This window comes from Streptomyces ossamyceticus, assembly GCF_001418475.1.
Classification (GTDB): domain Bacteria; phylum Actinomycetota; class Actinomycetes; order Streptomycetales; family Streptomycetaceae; genus Streptomyces; species Streptomyces ossamyceticus.
In genome coordinates this window covers 23,493-45,582 of sequence record NZ_LIQX01000002.1, presented here as the reverse complement: position 1 = coordinate 45,582, position 22,090 = coordinate 23,493, and the positions used below count along the sequence as shown (strand labels likewise).

Sequence of the window (22,090 nt, the reverse complement as noted above, 5' to 3'; positions counted from 1 at the left end):
GTGCCACTGTCGAAAACGGTGAACCCGCTGACGTTGGTCGCCCCGCTCAAGACGCGCTTCTCGCCCGGGCGTGGCGTAACCACCTTGAAGCCGTTGCGCCAGGAGTCGGACGCGGGCAGGGCGAACGCCTGGGACAGGCGTTAGGTGCCGCCGCGCAGACAGACGGTGAGGAAGTGCCTGGGCTCGGCGAGGACCGCACGGACCCGTCCACGCGGCTGGAGGGCTGGCGCCGGTTCATCGAAGAAGACCCGGCCGTCTTCGACCTGCTGCCCGAACAGCAATGGCAGGCCCTGAGCCCGCCGATGCGGGACGCCTACGCCGAGGCCCTCATCGCCTACCACTCCGAACTCCAGGTCGTTCGCACGTCCACGGTCAAGGACATCGCCCACCAGGGACGACTGCTGACCCTGCTCAACCAGCGCGAGCACGGCGTCCGTCGCGGACTCATCGTCTCCGGGGAGTGGACCTCCGGGAAGACCACCGCTCTCAAGCAGCTCGGCCGCCTGCACGAACTGCGTGTCCGGCAACGCTTTCCGGGAAGCGCCCGCATCCCGGTCGTATACATCACCGCCCCGCCCAAGGGGTCCCCGCCCAAACTCGCCATGGAGTTCGCCCGATTCCTCGGCCTGCCTGTGATCGGCCCGAGGCACAACACCATCGACGTCACCAGCGCCGTCTGCCAAGTGCTCATCGAGGCCCGCACGGACCTGGTCCTGGTCGACGAGATCCATCTGCTCAACCACGCCACCATCGCCGGTGAAGACCTCTCCGACCACCTGAAGTACTTCACCGAGCACCTGCCCGCGACCTTGGTCTATGCCGGGATCGACGTCGAGCAGTCCGGGTTGTTCACCGGCATTCGCGGCAAGCAGCTCGCCGGCCGCTGCGTCCTCATCCGCACGGGCCCCTTCCCTCTCAACAGCGAGTGGCGGTCCCTGATCGCCTCCATGGAGAACACCCTCCGCCTCCACCGGCACGAGCCCAACACCCTGGTGGAGATGGTGAAATACCTGCACCAGCGCACGGGCCGGCATGATCGGAAGTCTCTCCCACCTTGTCCGGGCTGCGGCGATCTCCGCGTTCCTGGACGGGACCGAACGCATCACCCGGACCACGATCAAGAACATCCGCATCGACCACAGCAGCGAATCCTCCGGCCACAACCGTCCCTCATCCCTGCCCCACACGGGATGAACGTGTTCCGTCCGGCCCTGATCCGTCCTCTGCCCATCCCGCTGCCGCCGTTTCCCGGCGAGTGCGAGTCGTCCTACTGGTCCCGACTGGCCCTGGCCAACCATGTCCCTCTGGCCCGACTGCGAGCACCGTCACGCTGGCTGGAATCTCGCCTGACCAGCGTCGATGTCCTCTGCATCCTCAGCGGCCAGACTCGACAACACCTGGTCCGCACACTCCCTGACCTTCAGACCGACGACCGCCCTGCGGATCCGCCCGCCATCCCGGATAACCACGTCCTTCGCTGGGCCTGCCGCCGTTGCGTCGTCGCGCGCACAGGCGCGACACTTCCCGCCCAGATCTGGGCACCCATTCACGACAACGTCTGCATCCGCCACAGACTATGGGTCGGTCAGCACGTCCACGCGCCCGAGGAGCAGCTCGATCTGTCCCGCACCCCCGCTGTCGTTCGAGCACAGCAGAAGTACTGGCGCCTTCGCCGACATCACGGCACAGCCCTCATCGACCTCTGCGAGGAACTCACCGCAGGGCTCTGGGCCGGGCTCGCCCACCGCCACTAGCGGCTCGTCCACCGAGCCGAGACCCTTCACGACCTGGTCCGAGTCAAAGGGCCCGAAGTCGAGCCGGACAGGAAGGAACCCTGGCTGACAGCAGCCGGATTCCCCGAACGCGTCGCGCTGATCCACATGTTCACGTCTCCCCACTGGAGGAAACTGGCGATGAGCGACGACTTCTACGTCTCTCTCAGCAGCATCGTCCAGTTCCATCAGCGCTTCCCCACCGAGAGCCCGATTCGCGGGACCAGCCGCATCTGGCTCACGAAGACTGTGAAGTCGTCAGCCGCGGAGATCGAGTATCGGCTCGGCAACCCCGAAGGCGTCCCCACACTCATCGCCAACTGAGCCAGCTCAGCCGCGACGGAACTATGCACAACGAGCTCAGCGTCCATCCCGGCATACAAGATCACGGATGGCAACGGAGACCCGGGACATGACAGACACAGCCACTCGATACCTCTACCTCGCCCGGCACGGTGAAGCGTCAGCAGACGAGACAACCCTGACGGAAAGCGGCCGGCGCCAAGCCGTTCTGCTCGGAGAACGACTCCAGAGCACCCCACTTTCGGCGATATATCACGGGCCGCTGCCTCGGGCGCAGCAGACGGCCCAGCTGATCAGTGCACAACTTGCCGCCGTCCCACTGCACCAGTCGGAACTGGCCGGTGACTACATCCCCTACCTGCCTACGAAGGAGGATCTGCCGCCGGATTCGGCCGACGCCATGCTCAGCTTCCTCGCTCAGTTTCCGGAAGAGGAGCGCAATGGTGGACCGCTGGCGCGGGAAGCACTTGCCGAATTTACAGGTCCGGTCGACGGAGATCGCCCCCGCCATGAACTGGTTGTCACGCACAACTTCCTCATCGGCTGGCTCATCCGGGCTGCCCTCGACGCGCCCGAGTGGCGTTGGATGGGCCTCAACCACAGCAACGCGGCTCTGACGGTCATCCGCTACGCACCCGATAAGCCGGCCTCCGTGCTCTTCTACAACGACATGCGGCATCTGCCCGCAGAACTGCGCTGGACCGGCTTCCCGCCCGAACTCCATATCTGACCAAGAAGGCGTTTGCCCGGACTTGAGTGAGACGATCTTGCGAAACCCGTCTCGCTCAAGTCCGGGCACCGCAGGTCAGGGGACCGCCTCACCCGGACTTATCTGAGACCGGACAGCTCTCGACGCCGTGAGCCGTCATGCTCGGCGATCCCGAAATGTCGATCAGAGCCCTTTCCCGCGCCCGCCGTCGTGCGGTGGCAGTTCGATGCTGAGCACGCCGTCGGCGAGCTTCGCGGTCGTGTTCGGGGCCGGGGTCACGCGGTTCTGCTCCGCGAATATGTTCTTGGCGTACACGTCGGCGTCGGCGAGCGTGACCGCCTCGGTGACGTGCGTCGAGCCGAGGCTCCGGACGTCGATCGTGACCTGCGCGGGCTCGTGCAGGTCACGGTTGACGAGGAAGACCGCGGCCCGGTCCTCGTCGGCGGTGGCGACGGCGTCGATGACGGATGCCGCACCGTGGCGTGCGGTCTCGTACACCGGTGCCTGGATCAGGGGCCGGATCACCTCGCCGGAGGCGAGCCGGCTGGTGATCGAGAACGGGTGGAAGGTGGTCTGCCGCCGGGCTCGGTCATGATCGGCGCGATCACGTTGACGAGTTGCGCGAGCGATGCGGAGGTGACGCGGTCGCTGTGCTTGAGGAGGGTCATCAGCAGGTTGCCGACGACGACGGCGTCCGCCACCGAGTAGACGTCCTCCAGCTGCCGGGGGGCGTGCCGCTACTCGTCGTTGGCCTCGTCGGACTCCGCGTGCTCCTTCTGGTACCAGACGTTCCACTCGTCGAACGAGATGTTGATCTTCTTCTTGGAGCGTTTCCTTGTACCCCACGTGGTCGGCGGTCGCGACGACGGTGTCGATGAAGTAGTCCATGTCGGTCGCCGAGGCGAGGAAGGAGCCGAGGTCGCCGTCGAGCTCCTGGTAGTAGGCGTGGCAGGAGACGTAGTCGACGTGGTCGTAGGTGTGCTCGAGCACCGTGCGCTCCCAGTCGCCGAAGGTCGGCATCCAGGAGCCGGAGGAGCCGCAGATCACGAGTTCGAGGTCCTTGTCGGCCATCTTCATCGCGGCGGCGGTACGGGGGGGGTGAGCTTGCCGTAGTCGTCGGCCGTCATGAAGCCGGTCTGCCAGGATCCGTCCATCTCGTTGCCGAAGCACCACATGCGCACGTTGTGCGGCTCCGGCGTGCCGTTGGCGATACGCAGATCCGGCAGCGCCGTACCCGAGGGATGGTTGGCGTACTCGAGCAGGTCCAGGGCGGGCTGGATGCCCCGCGTGCCGAGGTTCACCCCGAGCATCAGCTCGGAGTCGGTGAGCTTGAGCCAGCGGGCGAACTCGTCCAGGCCGACCTGGTTCGACTCCAGCGAGTGCCAGGCGAGGTCGCGGCGCACCGGGCGCTTGTCGCGCGGGCCGACCGAGTCCTCCCAGCGGAAGCCGGAGACGAAGTTGCCGCCCGGGTAGCGGATGGTCGTGCTGCCGAGCTCCCTGACGAGCGCGACGACGTCCATACGAAACCGTCGTAGTTCGCGGTCGGGTGTTCCGGCTCGTAGAGCCCGGTGTACACGCAGCGGCCGAGGTGTTCGACGAACGAGCCGAAGGTGCGGCGCCGGACAGGGGCGATGACGGGATCCTTTGCAGTTCAGGAGGTGTGTGAGGCGGCGAACGCGCTACTTGACGGCGCCTGCGGTCAGGCCCTTGCGCCAGAACCGCTGGAGACAGATGAAGGCGACGAGCAGAGGGATCAGCGACAGGAAGGCACCGGTGATCGGCATCAGCGTCGGCACTCCGCTGGCTCTCTCCGCGCGCCACTGCACCAGGCCCACCGTGACAGGCTGCAGTGAGGGGCTGTTGAGCATGAGCGAGGGCAGCAGGTAGTTGTTCCAGATGCCGACGAACTGGAAAAGAAAGACGGTCACCAGGGCAGGCGACATCAGCGGCAGGGCGATCCGGAAGAAGGTGCGGCGTTCGCCTGCTCCGTCGAGCCGTGCGGCCTCAAGGAGTTCGTCCGGGACGGACGCCGCGGCGAAGATCCGGCACAGGTAGACACCGAACGGGCTGACACAGCTCGGCAGCAACACCGACCAGTAGGAGTTGGTGATGTCGAGCTTGGCCATGAGCAGGAACAACGGCAGGGCGAACATCGGCGCCGGAATGAGAACCGAGGCGAGGACGACGTTGAACACGCCTTCGCGACCGCGGAAGTGGAACTTGGACAGCGCGTAGCCGGCCATCGCGGACAGCAGGGTGCCGACGGCGGCGCCGACGAGGCTGTACAGCGCGCTGTTGGCGAGCCAGGTGGCGAAGATGCCGCCCTCGAAGGCGAACACGTCCCTGATGTTGGTGACCAGGTCGAAGTGGGAGAACCACAGCGGCGTACCGGTGTAGAGGTAGCCCGATTCCTTCGTCGAGGAGACGAACAGCCACCACAGCGGGATCAGCGTGTACAGGGCCATCAGGCCCAGCACGCCGTTGACGACGGTCTTGCTGGCGATGTCAGTGGCACGGCGGCGGGCGGGCCGGGTCGGTCGGGTGGGCCGGGCGGCCGAGATCACGCTCATGCCATCGCTCCCTTGCGCTGGTTGTACTTGAGGAATCCGAACGACAGCACGAGGGTGATCACCGCGAGCACGACGGACTGGGCGGCGGCCAGGTTCTGGCCGCCCACGTCCATGGCCACGGTCGAGTTCATGATCGGGGAGAACTTCGGGTCGACGCCCGGGATGCGCGCGCCGACCAGGACCGCAGGCTCGGTGTACAGCTGCGCCGTCCCGATGATGGAGAAGACCGTGGTCAGCACCAGCGCGGGACGCACCAGCGGGATCTTCACCGCCCACGCCAGGCGCCATCCGGTGCAACCGTCGAGCGCGGCGGCCTCCATCACCTCCGCCGGGATCGTCTGCAGCGCGGAGTAGATGATCAGCATGTTGTAGCCGGTCCAACCCCACGTGATCATGTTCCCGATCGAGAACGGGACCCACGACGGCGACAGGAAGTCGACGTCGATCCCGAGGTGGGACAGCGGTCCGGTGAACGGCGAGAGGTCCTTCACCAGAAGGAAGGACCACATCAACGCGGCGATCGCACCCGGCAGCGCGTAGGGCAGGAAGAACGTGAGCCGGTAGGTCTTCCGCAGCCGGGCCGAGCGGGAGTCCAGCAGGAGCGCGAGCAGGAGGGCCAGGACGAGCATGACCGGGACCTGGACGCAGCCGAACAGCACGACCCGCACGATCGACGCGGTGAAGTCGTGGTCGCCGAAGGCATCGGCGTAGTTGGACAGTCCCGTGAACTCGGTGGACTGCGTACCGCCGAAAAGCCCGGCGCGGCGGACGGTGAAGAAGCTCTGGTAGATCGCGTAACAGATCGGCGCGACCATCATGGTCAGGAAGAGGACCGCGAACGGCGCCAGGAAACCTGACGCGGTCAACGCGCTGCGCAGGCCGGCGCGCCGCGGCCGGCCGGCGGGGAAGACGCGGCCGGTGACCGCGGGCGCCGGCCGCGGCGGTGACGCGGTCCGGGTGCTGCTGGGACTGCTCATGGAAACCTCGCTGGGCGGTTTGTCGTCAGGGAACGGATCCCCGCGGCGCCGGATACGGGCGGCCGCGGGAATCCTTCGGAGCGGCTGGAGTCGTGCCGCCTCAGCCGTTGGTCACCGACAAGCCGAGCTTCTTGATCGCGGCGACCGTCGAGGTCTGGACCTTGGTGACCGCCTCCGGCAGGGTGCCCTTGCCGATGGCGCCGGTGAAGTCCGTCTCGACCTGCTGGAAGGTCGGGCCGTTGGTCCAGGTGCTGGGTACCCGCGCGGCGGAGGCCCTGTACACGTCACCGACCTTCTGGCCGCCGAAGAACGGGTCACCGCCCGTGAGCAACGGGTCGTCCTGTCCGGCCTTCGACGCCGGGTAGAGCCCGCCTTCGATGCCCGTCTTCACGGCCTGCGGGTCACTGGAGAGGAAATCGGCGAACTGCACCGCTTCACGGGGCGTCCTGCAGCCGGTGATCACCGAGGTGGCCGAGCCGCCGCTGCTGGCGCTCTTGTTGTCGCCGGCCTCCCAGGTCGGCATCGGGGCCACCCTCCACTTGCCGGCCTCGCCCTTCAGGTCCGACTTCAGACCGCCCGCGGCCCAGGAGGCGCTGACGAACGTCAGCACTTTGCCGGCTTCGGAGGCCTTGTTGAACTGCGGGTCCCAGGCGCTGCCGTGCTTCGCCACCAGACCCTGGTCCTTCAGGTCCTGCCAGTAGGAGGCGACCTTGCGGGTGCCGGGGTTGTCGATGTTGACGGTCCAGCTGTCTCCCTGGGTCGAGTACCAGGACTGACCGGTCTGCAGGGTGAAGGACGCCAAACCGGCGCCGTCGCCGAGCTTGGTGCCGAACTTCACAGCAGGGTCGGCGGTTTTGACCTTCTCGGCGTCGGCCTTGTACTCGGCCCAGGTGGCCGGCGGCTTACTGATGCCGTATTTGTCGAACAGGTCCTTGCGGTAGAAGAGGACCATCGGGCCGATGTCCACCGGAACCCCGTAGATCTTGTCGCCGACGCTGGAGGCGGAGACGGCCGACGGGACGTACTTGTCCATGCCGTCGCTCGCGTATCGCGTGATGTCCATGACCGAGTTCTTCACGAGCATCGACGGGATGTTCTGGTACTCGATCTGGGCCAGGCACGGGCCGTTGCCTGCAGCGAGCGCGTTGTTGATCTGGGTGTAGCCGCCCGCAGGGCCCGACGGGATCTTCTTGAAGGTGACCTTGATGTCCGGGTGGGCGGCGTTCCACTGGTCGACTATCTTCTCGTAGCCGGCCCAGCCCCAGAACTCCATCTTCACCGGCCCGCTGTGGCCCGATTCTCCGGCCGAGTCGTTCTTGTCATCGCTGCACGCGGCGACTCCGAAGGCCATGACCGCCGCGGTGGCGAGCGCCAGGAGTCTGCGGCTGCGTATGGTGGTGCGGTCCATGTGAGGGAAACCCTTCGTGACGGGGACTGACTTGCTGGACTGTCGGTGGGCAGGCGGCCAGGCCCGCCTACCGACCGGTGCTGAACTCCACGCTGAACACCGTCGGGACCGCGGCCAGGACGTCCGATGCCGACGGGCCCGGCCCGCAGGACGCGCTGCCGAGGCCGTGGTGCGCGTGGTCGAGGTGGAGATGGAGCCGGCCGTCGCCGACCAGGTCGTGCTGGTGGGCCGCGGCAGCCAGCGCCGCGGTGCTCCAAGGACGCACGGTCAGGTCGATGACCGGGGCGCCCGTGATGAGCAGGGTGCCGTCCGCGGTGGTGATCCGGGCGCGGCGCACGTGGTGACGGTTGCCGTTCTCCTGCGGGCGCACATAAGGGGTCTGCATCGCCGACACCGTCGACCGGTGACGGCCTGTGCGAGCGGCGGTACGGGAGTCGCGGTACGCCTCGCCGGGACCGAGGCCGAACCACTCGACCTCGGCGTCGGTGCCGGGCAGCGACAGTGCGATCCCCAGCCGGGGCAGCGGCACCGACCACGCGCCGTCAGGGGTGACGGCGCATTCCAGGCGGAGCCGGTGCTGTCCCGCGTCCGGTCCGTCGCCGGCCGTCCAGCGGTAGACCACGCCGAGCGCCGAGGAGGATCCGGCGGCGGCGAGCCGGGCGGTGACCGTGAGCCCTGGTGCGTCGGGTTCGACGCTCAGGACCTCATGGCGCATCCGGTGCAGGCCGACGGCTAGCCAGTCGGTGATCTGCGGCTCGCCGAACGCGTTGAGCAGGTCGTTGTCGATCGGGGCACGCCAGATGTCCAGCCTGGGCCCGTCGAGCTCCAGGCCGCCGAGCCGGATCAACTGCCCGCTACGGGCGTCGAATTGCGCGGGGCCCAGGGTGATGTGCCCGTTGTGGGGGAGCGCCGGCACCGAGGCAGAGGGGGCTGGCACGGCGGCGGAAGCAGCTACCCGCCCCTGCGCCCAGGCGATCTCGTGACCGGCCCCGGCCCAGGTCTCGTCGGCGGCGAGCACCGCGGTCACGGTCAACCACACCTCGTCGCCGGAGCCGTTCTCGCGCGCCGCATCGAGCGCCGCGGCGACCTCCGCGGGCCATTCGACGGTGGTCGTCGCGCCCGGAGCGGTCGTGGGCACCTTCAATTCGCCGGAGCCCACCGGCTCGCCGCCGTCCTCGGCGTTCCACCGGAAGTCCAGGTGGCCGGTGTCGCGGATGCGGTGCAGGTTGTGCACGACGAGCTGCCGCGCTGCCGGATCGATGCGGATCCGGACCGGTTCGATGACCTTCTTGTACTCGACCAGGCCCGGCGACGGTGTGCGGTCGGGGAAGAGCAGCCCGTCGGCGACGAAGGCGCCGTCGTGCACCTCCTCGCCGAAGTCGCCGCCGTAGGCGTAGAACGCGCGGGGCTCCTGCTCCTCGGTGAGCCGGGCGATCCCGTGGTCGATCCACTCCCAGACGAATCCACCGGCCAGGCGCGGATGCGCCTCGACGACCCGCTGGTACTCGGACAGCCCGCCGGGTCCGGTGCCCATGGCGTGTCCGTACTCGCACAGCACGGCCGGCAGGGCGCGGCGATGTGCGTCGTCGGCCGGATCAGCCGTCGGTGCCTCCTGGCCGCGTCCCACGGCGGCCAGTTCGTCCACGCCGATGTACATGCGGGAGTACAGGTCGACGTACGCGCAGCTCGCGAAGTCGCCCTCGTAGTGGATCGGGCGGCTGTCGTCGCGCCGGCGGATCCACGCGGCCGAGGCGGCCAGGTTGACTCCGGTGCCGGCCTCGTTGCCCAGCGACCAGACGATGACCGAGGGGTGGTTCTTGTCGCGTTCCACCAGCCGCGCGGTCCGGTCCAGGTAGGCCTCGCGCCAGGCGGGGTCGTCGCTGGGGTTGCGCCGCCAGCCGCCGGGTTCGAAGCCGTGCGTCTCGAGGTCGCCCTCGCAGAACACCCACAGGCCGTGCTTGTCGCACAGGTCCAGGAAACGGTGGTCGGGCGGGTAGTGGGCGGTGCGCACCGCGTTGATGTTGTGCTGCTTCATGAGCAGCACGTCGGCCACCATGGCGTCCTCGGTCAGGGTCCGCCCCGTCAGCGGGTGCCATTCGTGGCGGTTGACGCCCCGCAGCGAAACCGGCCTGCCGTTCACGGTCAGCACGCCGTCCACCACGGACACGGTGCGAAAGCCGATGCGCAGCGGTATGCGCTCGCCGGTATCGGAGACCAACTCCCCTGAGTACAGGCGGGGTTGTTCGTCCGACCAGGGCTCGATGCTGTCGATGACGTACGGGCCGGCCGGATCGGCGGCGGATATGCCGAGTTCGGGCACCGACAGGGACACCCCGCAAGCGGCGGTGACGTCGACGGCCAGGGTGCCCTGCCCCGTTGCGTGGTCGTAGGCGGCGCGGACGAAGAAATCCTCGACACCGCGGGCAGCCACGGACACCGAGCGGAAGATCCCGGACAGCCACCACATGTCCTGGTCTTCCAGGTAGCTGCCGGACGACCACTGGTGCACGCGGACCGCGAGTACGTTCCGGCCGGGCCGCAGGGCGGTGGAGACGTCGAACTCGGTGGTCAGCCGGCTGCCCTTGCCGTCGCCGAGCCGGATCCCGTTGAGCCACACCGCGAACGCGGAGTCGACGCCCTCGAACCGGAGCACCGCGGCCGACGCCGGGAAACCGTCCGGAACATCGAACGCGCGGCGGTACTCGCCGGTCGGATTCTGCCGAGGCACCCGCGGCGGGTCGACGGGGAACGAGTACAGGATGTTGGTGTAGGCCGGGGCGCCGTAGCGCGGCTCGCGGGGCAGGCCGGTCATCTGCCAGCAGGACGGTACGGCGAGCAGGTCCCAGGTGGTGTCGTCGAAGTCCGGCGCGGCGAAGTCCCCGGTGAGGTCGTCCAGCCCTGACGCCAGTCGGAATCTCCAGTCGCCGTCGAGCGCGATCGCGGGCAGGTCGGTGGCGAACGCGGCGCGTGGCCGCAGCCGTCCGGTGCCCGGCGACCGGTCTTCGACGTAGCTGTTGGGGTCCATGCCGTTCACCAGCAAAGGTGTTTCCTCTCGAAATGCCCCGTGATGGCGGGAGATGACTGGGAAGGACCGCGTCGGCGGCTATAGGGGTGTGCCGTGGCAGGTCAGGCGGTGCCGGGCGCCGGGCGGGCGCGCCGGGCGGGGCCGCTGCTGTCCCGGATCGTCAGGGTCGGGCGCAGCAGCGATACGACGTTGGTCGGCGGCCGGCCGGAGTCGACGGCCCGCAGCAGCAGTTCGACGGCTTGCTGGGCCATCTCGCGTTTGGGGAAGGTGACCGTGGTCAATGCCGGGCGGATCCGCCCGACTTGGGCGATGTCGTCGAAGCCGACGACGCTGACGTCGTCGGGGACCCGTCGCCCGGACCGGACCACGGCTTCTATGGCACCGACGGCCAGGATGTCGTGGGTGGCGAAGATCGCCGTCAGCTCCGGATCCGCCTCCAGTGCCGCGCCGGCCGCGGCGAAACCGCCGGCGGCGTCGTCGCTGGTGCAGGCGAACACCATGCGTTCGTCAAGGCCGTCGGCGGCGAACGCCCGGCGCAAGCCGACGATGCGAGGCGTGTGGGCGGGGAGGTCGGCGATCACCGCGACGTTGCGGTGGCCGAGATCCCGCAGGTAGGACCCGGCCAGAAAACCTGCGTGCTGGTAGTCGATGGACACTACGGGCAGTGTGGTCGGCGGGTCGCCCTCCCACGCGAACAGAGCGACCGGGAAGTTGGCCTCCGCGAGCATCGGCAGCTGCTGTTCGACGCCGTTGTCCCCGGCGACCAGCAAGGCGTCCACCGAGCGGGCAGTGAGGTTCTCCAAGTGGGCCCGGGTGTAGTCGGGATCGTCGCGCGTCGTGGCGAGCAGCAGGTTGTACCCGCGGCCGACCAGGAGGTTCTCCACCTCCTCGACCACCTCCGAATAGAACGCGTTGGCCACCGACGGCACGAACAGACCCACCGTCGAGGTGCTGCCGGTGCGCAGTGAACGCGCCACCAGGTTCGGCTTGTAGCCGAGTTCGGCGATCGCGCTGTTCACCTTCGCCAAGGTCTCCGGCCGCACCTTCTTGCCCGAAACCACGTTGGAGACGGTCTGTTTGGTGACGCCCGCCCTCGCGGCCACGTCCGCCATTGTCACCACGTAGTCTCCCCGAAACATTTATCGATCCACGAAAGTGGCGTCAGCGTAGGGCGACTGTCGCGCCAGGGCAAGACTTCGCGCAATGGCAGTAATTTCAGCCGCTGCAGAGCCAGTTAGGGCACCAGGGGCAGGTCATGGCTGTTGCCGCAACTGGACGCGCACGGAGCATTGACGGCTCCAAAACACGGCAGTAACGTCCCCGCCGTTGACCGATCTCGTGGATCGGTCAACGTGGTGGTGGCGTCACCCTGCGGCTCGAACAGCCGACACCCACTGCGCGCACCAACACCCGATGCCACCTCGCACCCTGCTCCCGGTGCGCCGGGGTGGTCCTCTCGGCCGCGACGGCCCAAACGGCCGCGGTCCGGCCGCGACATCGCGAATGCTCCGCGCCGCCTCCAGCAGGCGGCGACCGCCTGAACAGACCTGGAAGGTCTCGTCCGGAGGAGAGACAGCCATGAACCGACCGGCCGGCGGCGACGCCGCCCCGAACCCCGCCCCGGCGCGCCGCAGATCGCGCGTCAAGCGCTTCATCGCAGCCGCTGCCGGCGCCACCCTTGCGGCGGCGAGCCTCATGCTCACGGGTACCGTCCCCGCACACGCCGCCACCACCGTCCACAGCTACGCACCGACGGGAGTGGGGGGCGGTACGACGACGTCCCCGGACGTGGCGTCCACGAAGTACCAGGTGCAAGTCGCCGGCACGCCCGTCGAGGCGGTCAAGTACACCGCGAACCGCAACAACTTCGACATCGCGCGCTTCGCCTCGGACTCCCGCACACCGACGATCACGGTCACGCTGCCCAGCACCACGATCGACACGGTGAACGTCTACCCGGCCCGCTACTACCCGTCCGGCAGCGTCTCGGTGAGCGCGGACAAGCACACCCTGACGTTCCGCATGTCAGCCGCCGCCAAGTTGAACCAGGCGATCGTGATGGTCAACGGCGACTCGACCAACGCCGCAGGACAGCCCTACCTGGCGGTCATCAACGACCCTCTGGAAGGCGCGGGCCAGCGTCCGGACACCACGAGCGCACCGGACGGTTCCGGTGTCAACAGGCAGACCGGTGTCCTCAACTTCCAGGAATTCGCCGCGAAGTACCTCGCGGCGCACCCGAACAGTGCGGCCCAGAAGCCTCCCGCCGCGACGGCGAGCTCCATGGCCGGCAAGACCGTGGGCGGCACCGCCATACCCGCCGGTCAGAAGACCTCGGCCGGGAGCCTGGTGAGCGCGAGCAGCGTCAATGTGCGCTACCCGAGCGTACGGACGATGGCCGCCAATGACGTCACGTACGCCTTGCAGGCCGCCATCGACACCATCAAGGCCAATCCCACGGCGCTCAACACGCTCTACTTCCCGAACGGTACGTATGTGTCGTCCGGTCTCCTGGTCAAGGGTCTGGACGGCAGCAAGCTCAAGGGCGGCAAGCTGAGGATCTACACCGATGGAGGAGCGCTGCTGAAGAACCGCATCCAGGCGTACATGGAGGCGTTCGAGCCGGCGGTCGGGGTCATCAACTCGAGCAACATCGAGTTCAACGGCCGCGGCGTTTTCGACGGCAACGGCGTGGCGAACTACAACGCCCGCAGCATCGGTGACGCACATGACGCCTACCGGAGCCAGCACCAGGGCGGGGTCATGGTCATGCACTCGTCGGACATCACGTTCAACGACACGTATGTGCGCGACACGAAGCAGTGGAACTATGAGACCCACAGCGCCAAAAGGGTGAGGTTCAACAACATCAAGGCCCTCACCCCGTACGGCCAGCCGTGGATCGACGGGACGAACTTCTCCAGCGGCCAGGACATCACCGCCAACGGCGTCTTCACCCTCGGCAACGACGACGCCTTCGCCTCCGGCCACTACAACCCCAGCGACGGGTTCACCCCGCTGGCGCCCGGCGTGTGGAACAACTTCCAGCTCGGCACCTCCAGTGCCGACCTCCAGGGCTATGCCAACGCAGTGGCCGCCTACGACACCGTCGTAGACGCGCTCGGGTTCGACAACTACCACTGGACCTACGAGGACTCGAAGAACATCGCGGTCAGCAACACGCTGAACTGGTCCGTCGGTGCCGGCAATGCGATCCGGATCGGAGGGAGTGCATACGGACACCGGCTCGCCGACTACACGTTCGACAACTTCAACTCCTTGTCGGCGTCGGCCGGCGGCATCTCCTTGAACAACGGCCCGCGCACGCAGAGCGTCGTGATCAAGAACAGCTCGATCGACACCTCCCGGTTCACCAAGGGACCGTTCTGGCTCAACGGCGGCGACGGATCAACCCAGACCATCACCGCCGACCAGCAGGCGACCTACGGGTACGCCCCCAACCCCGACGGATCGGGCACCACCTACTCGTACACCAAGACCCCGATCGGCACCGTCACCCTCGACAACGTGTGGTTTTCGAAGCAGAACACGAGCAACACGTTGAACGGCGCCACGAACGTGACGCTCAACAACCTCCGCGTCGCCGACCAACTCGTCCAATACACCAGCCAGTTCCCGCTGGCGCCGAGCCGGATCGGCACGCTGACCAGCACCTACACGGACGCGAACGGACAGACTCAGAACGTCAAGCCCGGCGCCCTCACCAGCGGTGACACCTGGGTGGGCGCGTGGACCGGCGACCAGACCAAGAACAACTCCACGGATCTGACCCTCATCACCCGCAACACCGGGGTCGGCCTGCTGGGCGAGCAGTACACGACAGGAGCCGGGGACGGAAAGCTCTCCTACCTTCAGTTCCCCATCAACAGCCTCACCAGGGCACCGAGCCGAGCGACACTCCATCTCACCTACGTCGGCCACCGCTACTCGTCGGTGCCGTCGACCGACACCGACCAGCTGCTCGTGCAACCCGTCAGCGACACCACCTGCACCGGCGGCGGCACGTCCTGCCCTGTCAACACCATGACGTGGCAGAACCGGCCGAGCTTCACCGCCACGGCCTCCTCCGTCGCCAAGTCGGCCACCTTCACTCTCGGTTCGACCCTCGTCCCCGAGGGCGGCGGGACCCACCAGGACAACGCCATCGACGGCCGCGACATCACCGTCGACATCACCTCCTTCGTCCAGAACGCCTACTCGGCCAAGCAGTCCACGCTCCTGCTCGCCGTCGGCAACGCTGGGGGCACCAACCACGAACTGCGCTTCGTCAGCTCCGAAGGCGCCACCGGCTCCGGGAAGCTCACCAACGGGACCGCCGAGATGGCGCCCGCGATCACCGTGACCCCGTAAACACTCGTTCGAGGCCGGCCCGCCCGCGTGGGACGGGCCGGCCTCAGCCATCCGGTGTGGCGAACGGCGAACCCGCCGAGTGATCAGCTTGCCGTCGTGGTAGAGGCAGCCGTCGCCGGCCACTTCCAGGACCGGATCGGCCTTGCACCGGAATTCGGCGGAAGACGGATGTGCACCAGCAGAGCTGTGAATGTCAGCGGTAAGCGGCGGTGGTTGGTCATCTGTTGGTGGCGGTCAGGGCTGCCACACGCGAGGCGGTCGCAAGGCGAGCGTGGTCCTGATCATCGTGTGGCCTGCGAGAGATGATCGATCGATATCTGATGAACCTCTACCGGATGCAGCTTTAGCGATCTTACCCAAGCCCAATCCCGCCGTTATGGCGACGGTCACGCCGAAGGGCCGGCCCGTCTCGGTAGCGACGTGGTATCTCATCGAGGAGCACGGTCGCCTCATGCTGTGCATGAACGCTGACCGGGCCCGTCTCAAACACCTGCAGAGCAACGGCTATGTGGCACTGACCGTGCTCGTAGCAGACGACTTCGGCACCCACATCTCCCTCCAGGGTCACGTGGTGTCGATCAAGTCCGACGAGGGCCTGGCTGACATGGACCGGCTGTCGCGACACTTCCTCGGCAGGGACTACCCCGCCAAGGACAGCCCGCTCGTCACGGTCCACGTCGCAATCGACCGCTGGTTCGGATGGTCCGGGGGACGCCCTCTCCAATACTGAGCCGACTCGTCGCGAGGCTGGGAACGCCGCACGGACGGCGCGCTCAGAGGTTGCGGTGTTCTCACCCGCTGCACCAATCCACAACGCACGGGCGCTGGCCAGGCGGCCGACGTCGACGCCGTTGAGGCCGACGTCGCCGACAGGCCGGGGCCATGCCCCTCCGCCCTCGGGTCCCGGGGGTTGCGAATCATGCTGGGGTCAGCAGGTCTGCGTGGCCCGTTCGCCGGAGGTAGTCGATCACCGCGTCTCGGCTCTTCTCCAGGCACACGATCCTGTTCTCGACGACGCGCAGCTCGCGAGCGAGCTCCTCTGCCAGGATCTGGGTGCACGCGCCCGCTGCGTCCTGGTTCGAGGGAGCCTCGATATCCAGCACGATCTTGATCATCCTCGTCGACAGGCCGGCCTCGACGAGCGCCCGGACGTGACGTGCATGCTCGACCTGGTCCTCGGAGTAGTCGCGGTAACCGTTGGTCGACCGCGACGACTCGATGAGGCCCTGCTGCTCGTAGTAGCGGAGCATCCGAGCCGGGGCTCCTGTCTTTTGGGCGGCCTCACTGATCTTCATCCCTCGCTCCTCCTCGTCAGTCGGCGACTTGACCTTGACACTGATGTCAAAGTTTACGGTGTTTCTCGAGACCCCAGCGACCAGAACACGCTGGGGAAAGGCGAACACGAGAGCGATCTTCAGATGACCAACGACAGCTCGATCCCCACCTCCCGGGACATCCTCATCATCGGAGCCGGGGAGCTCGGCATGCCCGTCATCCGCAACGTCGTCCGACGCGCGAGGGACGTGGAGGGCTCGTCCGTCAGCGTGCTCCTGCGGGCCGGCGCGATCGCGTCCACGGCACCCGACAAGCAGCGCGACGTCGCTGAGATCAAGAACCTTGGGGTGAAGATCGTCGAAGGCGACCTCGTGAAGAACACCGTCGACGAGCTCGCCTCCCTCTTCGCCGACTACGACACGGTCATCGGGTGCACGGGCATCACCGCCGGCCTCGAGACCCCCATGAAGGTCGCCCAGGCCGCCCTCCAGGCGAGGGTCCCGCGGTACTTCCCGTGGCAGTTCGGCGTCGACTTCGACGTCATAGGCCGAGGAAGCCCGCAGGACATCTTCGACTCCCAGCTGGACGTCCGTGACCTGCTCCGGTCCCAGGACCAGACCGAGTGGGTCATCATCTCCACCGGCATGTTCATGAACTACCTCTTCGAGCCCGGCTCGGGCATGGTGGACCTGCCCAACGACACCGTCAACGCGCTGGGAAGTCTCGAGACGGCGGTCACCGTGACAACGCCCGAAGACATCGGCGCCCTCACCGCGGACATCCTCTTCGCCGAACCTCGCATCCGCGACGAGATCGTCTACCTCGCCGGTGACACCATCACCTACGGCGAGCTGGCCGAGACGCTCGAGACCGTGCTGGAGCGTCCGTTCCGCCGTGAGGTGTGGACGGTTCCGTCGCTGCTCGACGAGCTGGCCGCCGACCCGGACAACATGACGCGGAAATACCGGGCGGTCTTCGCACAGGGCCGCGGCGTCGCGTGGGCGAAGGACGACACCTACAACGCACGCCACGCGATCCCCGTGACCGACCTCCGCCAGTGGGTCAAGGAGAACCTCGCCGGCTGACGCACCCCCAGCCCCCGCGCACGGGCGGCATCGGCCTGCAGTTCCTCACCGGCGACCTCTAGGGCAGCCATGACCCGGGCGGCGTCGTCTTCACCGTGCTCGCCGCGATGTCGGGCATGGAGCGCGAGTACATCCGCGACCGGACGCTGGAGGGGCACGAGTCGACTCGTCTGCGGGGGAAGGGGATCGGCGGCGCGAGCGTCACCGACGACGACATGCTCGACATGGCGCCCGCACCTGCGGGACCAGGAGCTGAGCCAGCGCGAGATCGCCGCCCGACTCGTCATCACCAAGGGCGCCAAGAAGGGGCAGCACCCTTCCCCGCCGACCGTCATGCGAATGCTGCGCGAGCACCACCGTGGCCACCACGGGGCCCACGGTGGTGCTGGAGGCCGCTGAGAGCGCCACGGGCACCAACGGGGCCCCGGAGTCGTCCACGGATGGCGGGTTTAAGGGGTCCTCACAACTCCTACAAATCGCGGGTGTTGCGAGGGCCGTTAGAATCCAAGCGGCCCTGGGGCCCTTCCCGCGTTCCGGGACGATCTCCAGTTCATCAAGGGCGATCCTGCGGGCGCACGGTCCGCCGGCGGGAGGTGAACGGTTCAGCTTTCGACTCGGACACGCGCGCGCCCGCGTTGGACGGCCTTGGGCACAACGGAACAGCAGTTACGCCAAGCCGGAGGTCAGGGGCTTCTAGCACAGCCGATCGGCCTTGCACCGGGGTTCGGCGGAAGATCGCTTGCACAGCTGCGGGCGTCGTTAGCGTCAGTGCCATGCCAGTGGAGTTCTTGACCGACGAGCAGGCGGTTTCGTACGGGAAGTGCAACGAGGAGCCGACCCGGCCGGAGCAGGGCCGGAACATCTCGGTCTCCCCCCAGGTACTCGGCTCCGTCGCCCGCGTCCTGCGGCTGACCCATACCGAGCGCCGCCATCTCTACGTCCTCGCCGAGCTGCACCCGCCCGTACCCGAGACCGAGCCGGACAGGCAAGGGGTCACCCTCGCGGGGCTACAGCGGATGATCGACGCGTGGATGCCGTATCCGGCCCACATCATGGACCTGTACTACAACACCGTGCTGTTCAACGACGCGGCCGCGACGGTCCTCGGGATGAAGCCCGGCATCACGCAGAACTGCCTCGTCGACTTCTTCACCAACCCGATGTACCGCGCCCGTGCACGGAGTTGGGAGCAGAACGCGCGCACGGTCGTCGCGCAGTTCCGGGCAGCCAGCCTGTCCAGCCCGGACGACGAGGGATTCCAGTCAGTGGCGGCCGAACTGAAGGCGGCAAGCCCGGAGTTCGCCGAGGTGTGGGAGCGGCGGGACATCGAGGAGGCCGGGACAGATCCGCAAGGAGATGATCTACCCGGTGCTCGGGCTGCTGTACTTCGAGTCCAGCGTGATGAGGCTGCCGGCGCGGCCGGATCTGTCGATCGTCCTGCACCCACCGCTGGAGGAAGCGGACACCGCAGGCAAGCTGGAGTGGTTGGCGTCACCGGAGGGGCGGCGCGCGGCGATGTACCCCGTGGCGGGATAGCGCGGCAGCCGGGCCATCAGCCTGCACACCGGTAGGAATCCTCACATCGAACGAGCCGAAAGGCCCGCCAGCAAGCTGACGGGCCCTCGTACAAGATCGAGGTTAGTACTGAAGGGGACGACCTCCGGACCAACCGAACCATCGATCGATCGCCACGTGGACCGTCACGAGCGGGTTCTCTCTGGCAGGGTAGTCCTTGCCGAGGAAGTGCCTTGAGAGTCGATCGATGTCGGCGAGTCCCTCATCAGGCTTGATCGACACGACGTGTCCCTGGACGGATACATGCGTGCCGAAGTCGTCCGCGCCAAGAACAGTCAGCGAGACGTGGCCGTTGTTCTGCAGGTGTTTCAGGCGAGCGCGGTCGGCGTTCATGCACAGCATGAGACGTCCGTCATCTTCGATGAGGTACCAGGTCGCCACCGATACAGGGCGACCTTTCGCCGTGACCGTCGCCATGACGGCCGGGTTCGGCTTACGGAGAAAGGCCAGGGCGGCCTCGGGCAACGGAGCATCAGACATAGATCTATCCCTTCCATAAGACGGGTCCCGTGGGCGGGACCTCCGTCGGATCACATCGCAGACCAACAGCACGGTGCTGTCACGCCGCCGCGCGTTCGACCGGCGGCCGGCGCCTCAGTTCCCGCTGGAGGACGGCCGGCGGCTGGTGGGCCACGTCGAGTGTGCCGGTGTCCGTGCCGGGCGGCACGATGGCGTCGATCCGGTCCAGGACGTCGTCCGGGAGCGTGACCTCGGCGCCCGTGAGCAGATCGTCCAGCTGCGCCATGGACCGCGGCCCGAGGAGCGCGGAGGTGACGCCGGGGTGAGCGAGCACGAACCCTACGGCCAGATGGGTCAGCGGCATGCCCGCCTCCTCGGCGAGCGGGATGAGCTGTTCGACGGCGTCGAGCCGCCGTTCGTCCTTGAGGTGTGCGAAGTCGTAGTTCGAGGAGCGGTGCGTCGCAGCCTGCCGGCCCTTGCGGTAGCGCCCGGTCAGCAGCCCGCCGGCAAGCGGCGACCAGACCAGGGTGCCCATGCCGAACTCCTGCGCCACCGGGAGCACCTCGCGCTCGATGCCCCGGTCGAGGATCGAGTACACCGGCTGCTCGGTACGCGGCCGGGAAAGGCCGCGCCGCTCGGCGGTCCAGTGGGCGCGGACGATGTCGGAGGCCGGCATGGCCGAGGTACCGAAGGTGCGGATCTTGCCGGCTCGTTGCAGGTCGGTGAGAGCCCCGAGCGTCTCCTCGATGTCGGTGTCGGGGTCCGGGCGGTGAATCTGGTAGATGTCCACATAGTCGGTCTCGAGGCGGCGCAGCGAGTCCTCTAATGCGCGCACCAGCCAGCGCCGGGACGCGCCCTGGTGGTTCGGGTCGTCGCTCATCGGCTTCCGGGCCTTGGTCGCGAGCACGACGTCGTCCCGCCGGCCCTTCAGCGCCTGGCCGACGATCTCCTCCGACTCGCCGTGCCCGTACGCGTCGGCTGTGTCGATGAGGTTGATGCCGGAGTCCAGCGCCCGGTGGATGATGCGGACGCAGTCGTCGTGGTCGGGATTGCCGATGGCCCCGAACATCATCGCGCCGAGAGCGTAAGGGCTCACCTTGATCCCGGTCTTGCCCAGGCCGCGGTAACGCATGTTTCCTCCTGTAGGTCCGTCTGCGGGCTGCTGCCACCAGTCTCCCGAAGGGCGTCCGGACGATGAATACTTGAGGATCCCGATTTTTTGAGCGAGAGTACGGTTATGGTCACCGATCGACTCTCCGAAGCGCTCGATCTGGTCGAGGTCCGCGGTGTCCTCACGGGCGGTATCGCGGCTCGCGGCGGATGGCGGCTGCGCGCACCGCTCTCCGACCCGGTCAAGTTCTTCGCGCTCGTCAGTGGTCGGGCCCGCCTGGCAACCGACGGGATCGACGAACCGGTTGACCTCGTGGTGGGTGACGTGGCGATCCTCACCGGCCGTTCCTGGGTCGCGTTCGAAGCCGGCCCGGAACCCCGCCAGGAGGTGGAGCCGGAATCCGACTTCTCCACCGACCGCTTCGCGTCCGCGGACCGCGACGCCGACGACATCGTGATCGGCGGCAGCGTGGGTCTGAACGCGGCCGGAAGCACGCTCCTCCTCGAATCACTGCCGCCCCTGGCGCACATCAAATCGGCCGGTGACGACGACCGGCTCCTCGCCGCACTGCTGCGCATGTTCGACGAGGCCACCGCGCAGCGGCCCGGCTCGGCCTTCGCGGTCCGCCAGTACGGTCAGCTCCTCCTGCTGGAAGTGCTGCGGTCCTATGTCGACCGGTCCGCGCTGCCCTCCGGCTGGCTGCGGCTGCTCGTCGACGAGCGCCTGCGCCCGGCCCTCGACCTGCTGCACGGCCGCCCCGAGCGCCCCTGGGGGCTGGAGGAGCTGGCGCGGGCCGCCGCGATGTCCAGGACGACCTTCGCCGAGCGGTTCCGGGAGGCGGCCGGTGTGCCACCGCTGACCTACCTGGGACGGTGGCGCATGCTGCTCGCTCAGCGCGCGCTCCGGGACGGGGACGCCCGCGTCGCGGCGCTTGCCGAGGAGTTGGGCTACGGCTCGGAGAGCGCCTTCAGTGCGGCGTTCAAGCGCGTCGTCGGCGAGTCGCCGCTGCGCTACCGGGCGCGGGTGCGACAGGACGCCACCGAGCGTGTTCGGACCTAGACGCTATGACGCCTCGGCCCCGTTCTGCTTCCTGCGAGGTCCGGCCGATGCGCGCGTCCGCTGGTTGGCTGCTTGGGTGAGCACTGGCCGATGCGGGCACCGCGTGTGACCCGCTCCTGATGACCAGTCCCTGCGTGGAAGCCGTCCCGCACTTGGCGCTCGCGGTGGCCTTCGTATCTTCGACCTGCACTGAGCAACTGGTCAGGTAGGCCCGGAAGTCCTAGTCAGACGTGTTTGAGATGTTGGGGTGTTGTGCTGGTTGATGGGCGGAGCGCAAGTGGTGGGTGAGAGCATGGGCTGTCGATTTGGCATGATCTTGAGTGAGTGATCATGACTGCAGCTGAGCTTGTGTCGGCTTACCTGTCGTCGCTGGAGCGGGCGGATGCCGAGG

16 protein-coding genes and 2 pseudogenes are annotated in these 22,090 nt (G+C 67.6%); 8 read left to right on the top strand and 10 right to left on the bottom strand.

The annotated features are described in order from the left end of the window. Positions 1 to 173: 173 nt before the first annotated feature. The 3 genes from AOK15_RS46355 (at position 174) to AOK15_RS00205 (ending at position 2,805) form a co-directional block, all read left to right on the top strand. Positions 174 to 1,754, top strand: coding sequence for an ATP-binding protein (locus tag AOK15_RS46355; RefSeq protein ID WP_240508244.1), 1,581 nt, complete (start codon positions 174 to 176; stop codon positions 1,752 to 1,754). A gap of 126 nt (positions 1,755 to 1,880) precedes the next feature. Continuing rightward, complete coding sequence (locus tag AOK15_RS00210; protein WP_157870130.1) at positions 1,881 to 2,096, top strand: hypothetical protein; 216 nt, start codon at positions 1,881 to 1,883, stop codon at positions 2,094 to 2,096. 88 nt (positions 2,097 to 2,184) lie between these two features. Next, positions 2,185 to 2,805 carry a histidine phosphatase family protein gene (locus tag AOK15_RS00205; RefSeq protein WP_055511378.1) on the top strand — a complete coding sequence of 207 codons (621 nt, stop codon included), beginning with the start codon at positions 2,185 to 2,187 and terminating at the stop codon, positions 2,803 to 2,805. 162 nt (positions 2,806 to 2,967) lie between these two features. Here the strand turns inward: AOK15_RS00205 and AOK15_RS48975 are convergent. From AOK15_RS48975 to AOK15_RS00175, 6 genes and pseudogenes are all read right to left on the bottom strand, one after another. Further along, positions 2,968 to 4,417: pseudogene (locus tag AOK15_RS48975) on the bottom strand (alpha-N-arabinofuranosidase). A gap of 46 nt (positions 4,418 to 4,463) precedes the next feature. Next, positions 4,464 to 5,354 (bottom strand): carbohydrate ABC transporter permease, encoded by an 891-nt coding sequence (locus tag AOK15_RS00195; protein ID WP_079058220.1) that lies wholly within the window; start codon positions 5,352 to 5,354, stop codon positions 4,464 to 4,466. Then, on the bottom strand, positions 5,351 to 6,331 hold the full coding sequence (locus AOK15_RS00190) for a carbohydrate ABC transporter permease (protein WP_055511357.1): 981 nt from the start codon (positions 6,329 to 6,331) through the stop codon (positions 5,351 to 5,353). The genes AOK15_RS00195 and AOK15_RS00190 overlap by 4 nt, the downstream gene beginning before the upstream one ends. Before the next feature lie 100 nt (positions 6,332 to 6,431). Further along, positions 6,432 to 7,739: an ABC transporter substrate-binding protein gene (locus AOK15_RS00185; RefSeq protein ID WP_055511355.1), complete on the bottom strand. Its 1,308-nt coding sequence runs from the start codon at positions 7,737 to 7,739 to the stop codon at positions 6,432 to 6,434. A gap of 67 nt (positions 7,740 to 7,806) precedes the next feature. Then, positions 7,807 to 10,764 (bottom strand): glycoside hydrolase family 2 TIM barrel-domain containing protein, encoded by a 2,958-nt coding sequence (locus AOK15_RS00180; RefSeq protein ID WP_055511375.1) that lies wholly within the window; start codon positions 10,762 to 10,764, stop codon positions 7,807 to 7,809. A gap of 101 nt (positions 10,765 to 10,865) precedes the next feature. Then, the gene (locus tag AOK15_RS00175) at positions 10,866 to 11,876 is read right to left on the bottom strand and encodes a LacI family DNA-binding transcriptional regulator (protein WP_338059871.1); all 1,011 of its coding nucleotides are present in this window, start codon (positions 11,874 to 11,876) and stop codon (positions 10,866 to 10,868) included. Positions 11,877 to 12,342: 466 nt separating this feature from the next. Here AOK15_RS00175 and AOK15_RS00170 point away from each other — a divergent pair, with 466 nt between their 5' ends. Next, positions 12,343 to 15,135: a DNRLRE domain-containing protein gene (locus AOK15_RS00170; protein ID WP_055511351.1), complete on the top strand. Its 2,793-nt coding sequence runs from the start codon at positions 12,343 to 12,345 to the stop codon at positions 15,133 to 15,135. 190 nt (positions 15,136 to 15,325) lie between these two features. Beyond that, positions 15,326 to 15,865 (top strand): pyridoxamine 5'-phosphate oxidase family protein, encoded by a 540-nt coding sequence (locus tag AOK15_RS00165; RefSeq protein WP_079058218.1) that lies wholly within the window; start codon positions 15,326 to 15,328, stop codon positions 15,863 to 15,865. Between the two features lie 187 nt (positions 15,866 to 16,052). Here the strand turns inward: AOK15_RS00165 and AOK15_RS00160 are convergent, their stop codons facing one another. Next, entirely contained in the window at positions 16,053 to 16,538 is a 486-nt protein-coding gene (locus AOK15_RS00160) for a MerR family transcriptional regulator (RefSeq protein WP_205632062.1), read from the bottom strand. 15 nt (positions 16,539 to 16,553) lie between these two features. On the opposite strand from AOK15_RS00160, the gene AOK15_RS00155 reads away from it, so the two are divergent. Further along, the gene (locus tag AOK15_RS00155) at positions 16,554 to 17,495 is read left to right on the top strand and encodes an aromatic alcohol reductase (RefSeq protein ID WP_055511347.1); all 942 of its coding nucleotides are present in this window, start codon (positions 16,554 to 16,556) and stop codon (positions 17,493 to 17,495) included. Between the two features lie 58 nt (positions 17,496 to 17,553). On the opposite strand, the gene AOK15_RS44760 is transcribed toward AOK15_RS00155, so the two are convergent. Then, entirely contained in the window at positions 17,554 to 17,721 is a 168-nt protein-coding gene (locus AOK15_RS44760) for a hypothetical protein (protein ID WP_157870129.1), read from the bottom strand. A 409-nt stretch (positions 17,722 to 18,130) separates the two neighbouring features. Between AOK15_RS44760 and AOK15_RS00150 the strand changes: the two are divergent. Next, a pseudogene (locus tag AOK15_RS00150) lies at positions 18,131 to 19,031 on the top strand (MmyB family transcriptional regulator). Positions 19,032 to 19,133: 102 nt separating this feature from the next. On the opposite strand, the gene AOK15_RS00145 reads toward AOK15_RS00150, so the two are convergent. Together AOK15_RS00145 and AOK15_RS00140 are read right to left on the bottom strand one after the other, a co-directional pair. Continuing rightward, positions 19,134 to 19,550, bottom strand: a complete 417-nt coding sequence (locus AOK15_RS00145) for a pyridoxamine 5'-phosphate oxidase family protein (protein WP_055511345.1) — start codon at positions 19,548 to 19,550, stop codon at positions 19,134 to 19,136. Between the two features lie 79 nt (positions 19,551 to 19,629). After that, entirely contained in the window at positions 19,630 to 20,661 is a 1,032-nt protein-coding gene (locus tag AOK15_RS00140) for an aldo/keto reductase (RefSeq protein WP_055511343.1), read from the bottom strand. A 105-nt stretch (positions 20,662 to 20,766) separates the two neighbouring features. On the opposite strand from AOK15_RS00140, the gene AOK15_RS00135 reads away from it, so the two are divergent. Further along, a complete protein-coding gene (locus tag AOK15_RS00135) occupies positions 20,767 to 21,699 on the top strand; it encodes an AraC family transcriptional regulator (RefSeq protein WP_055511341.1) in 933 nt (310 codons plus the stop codon). The last annotated feature ends 391 nt before the right edge of the window (positions 21,700 to 22,090 follow it).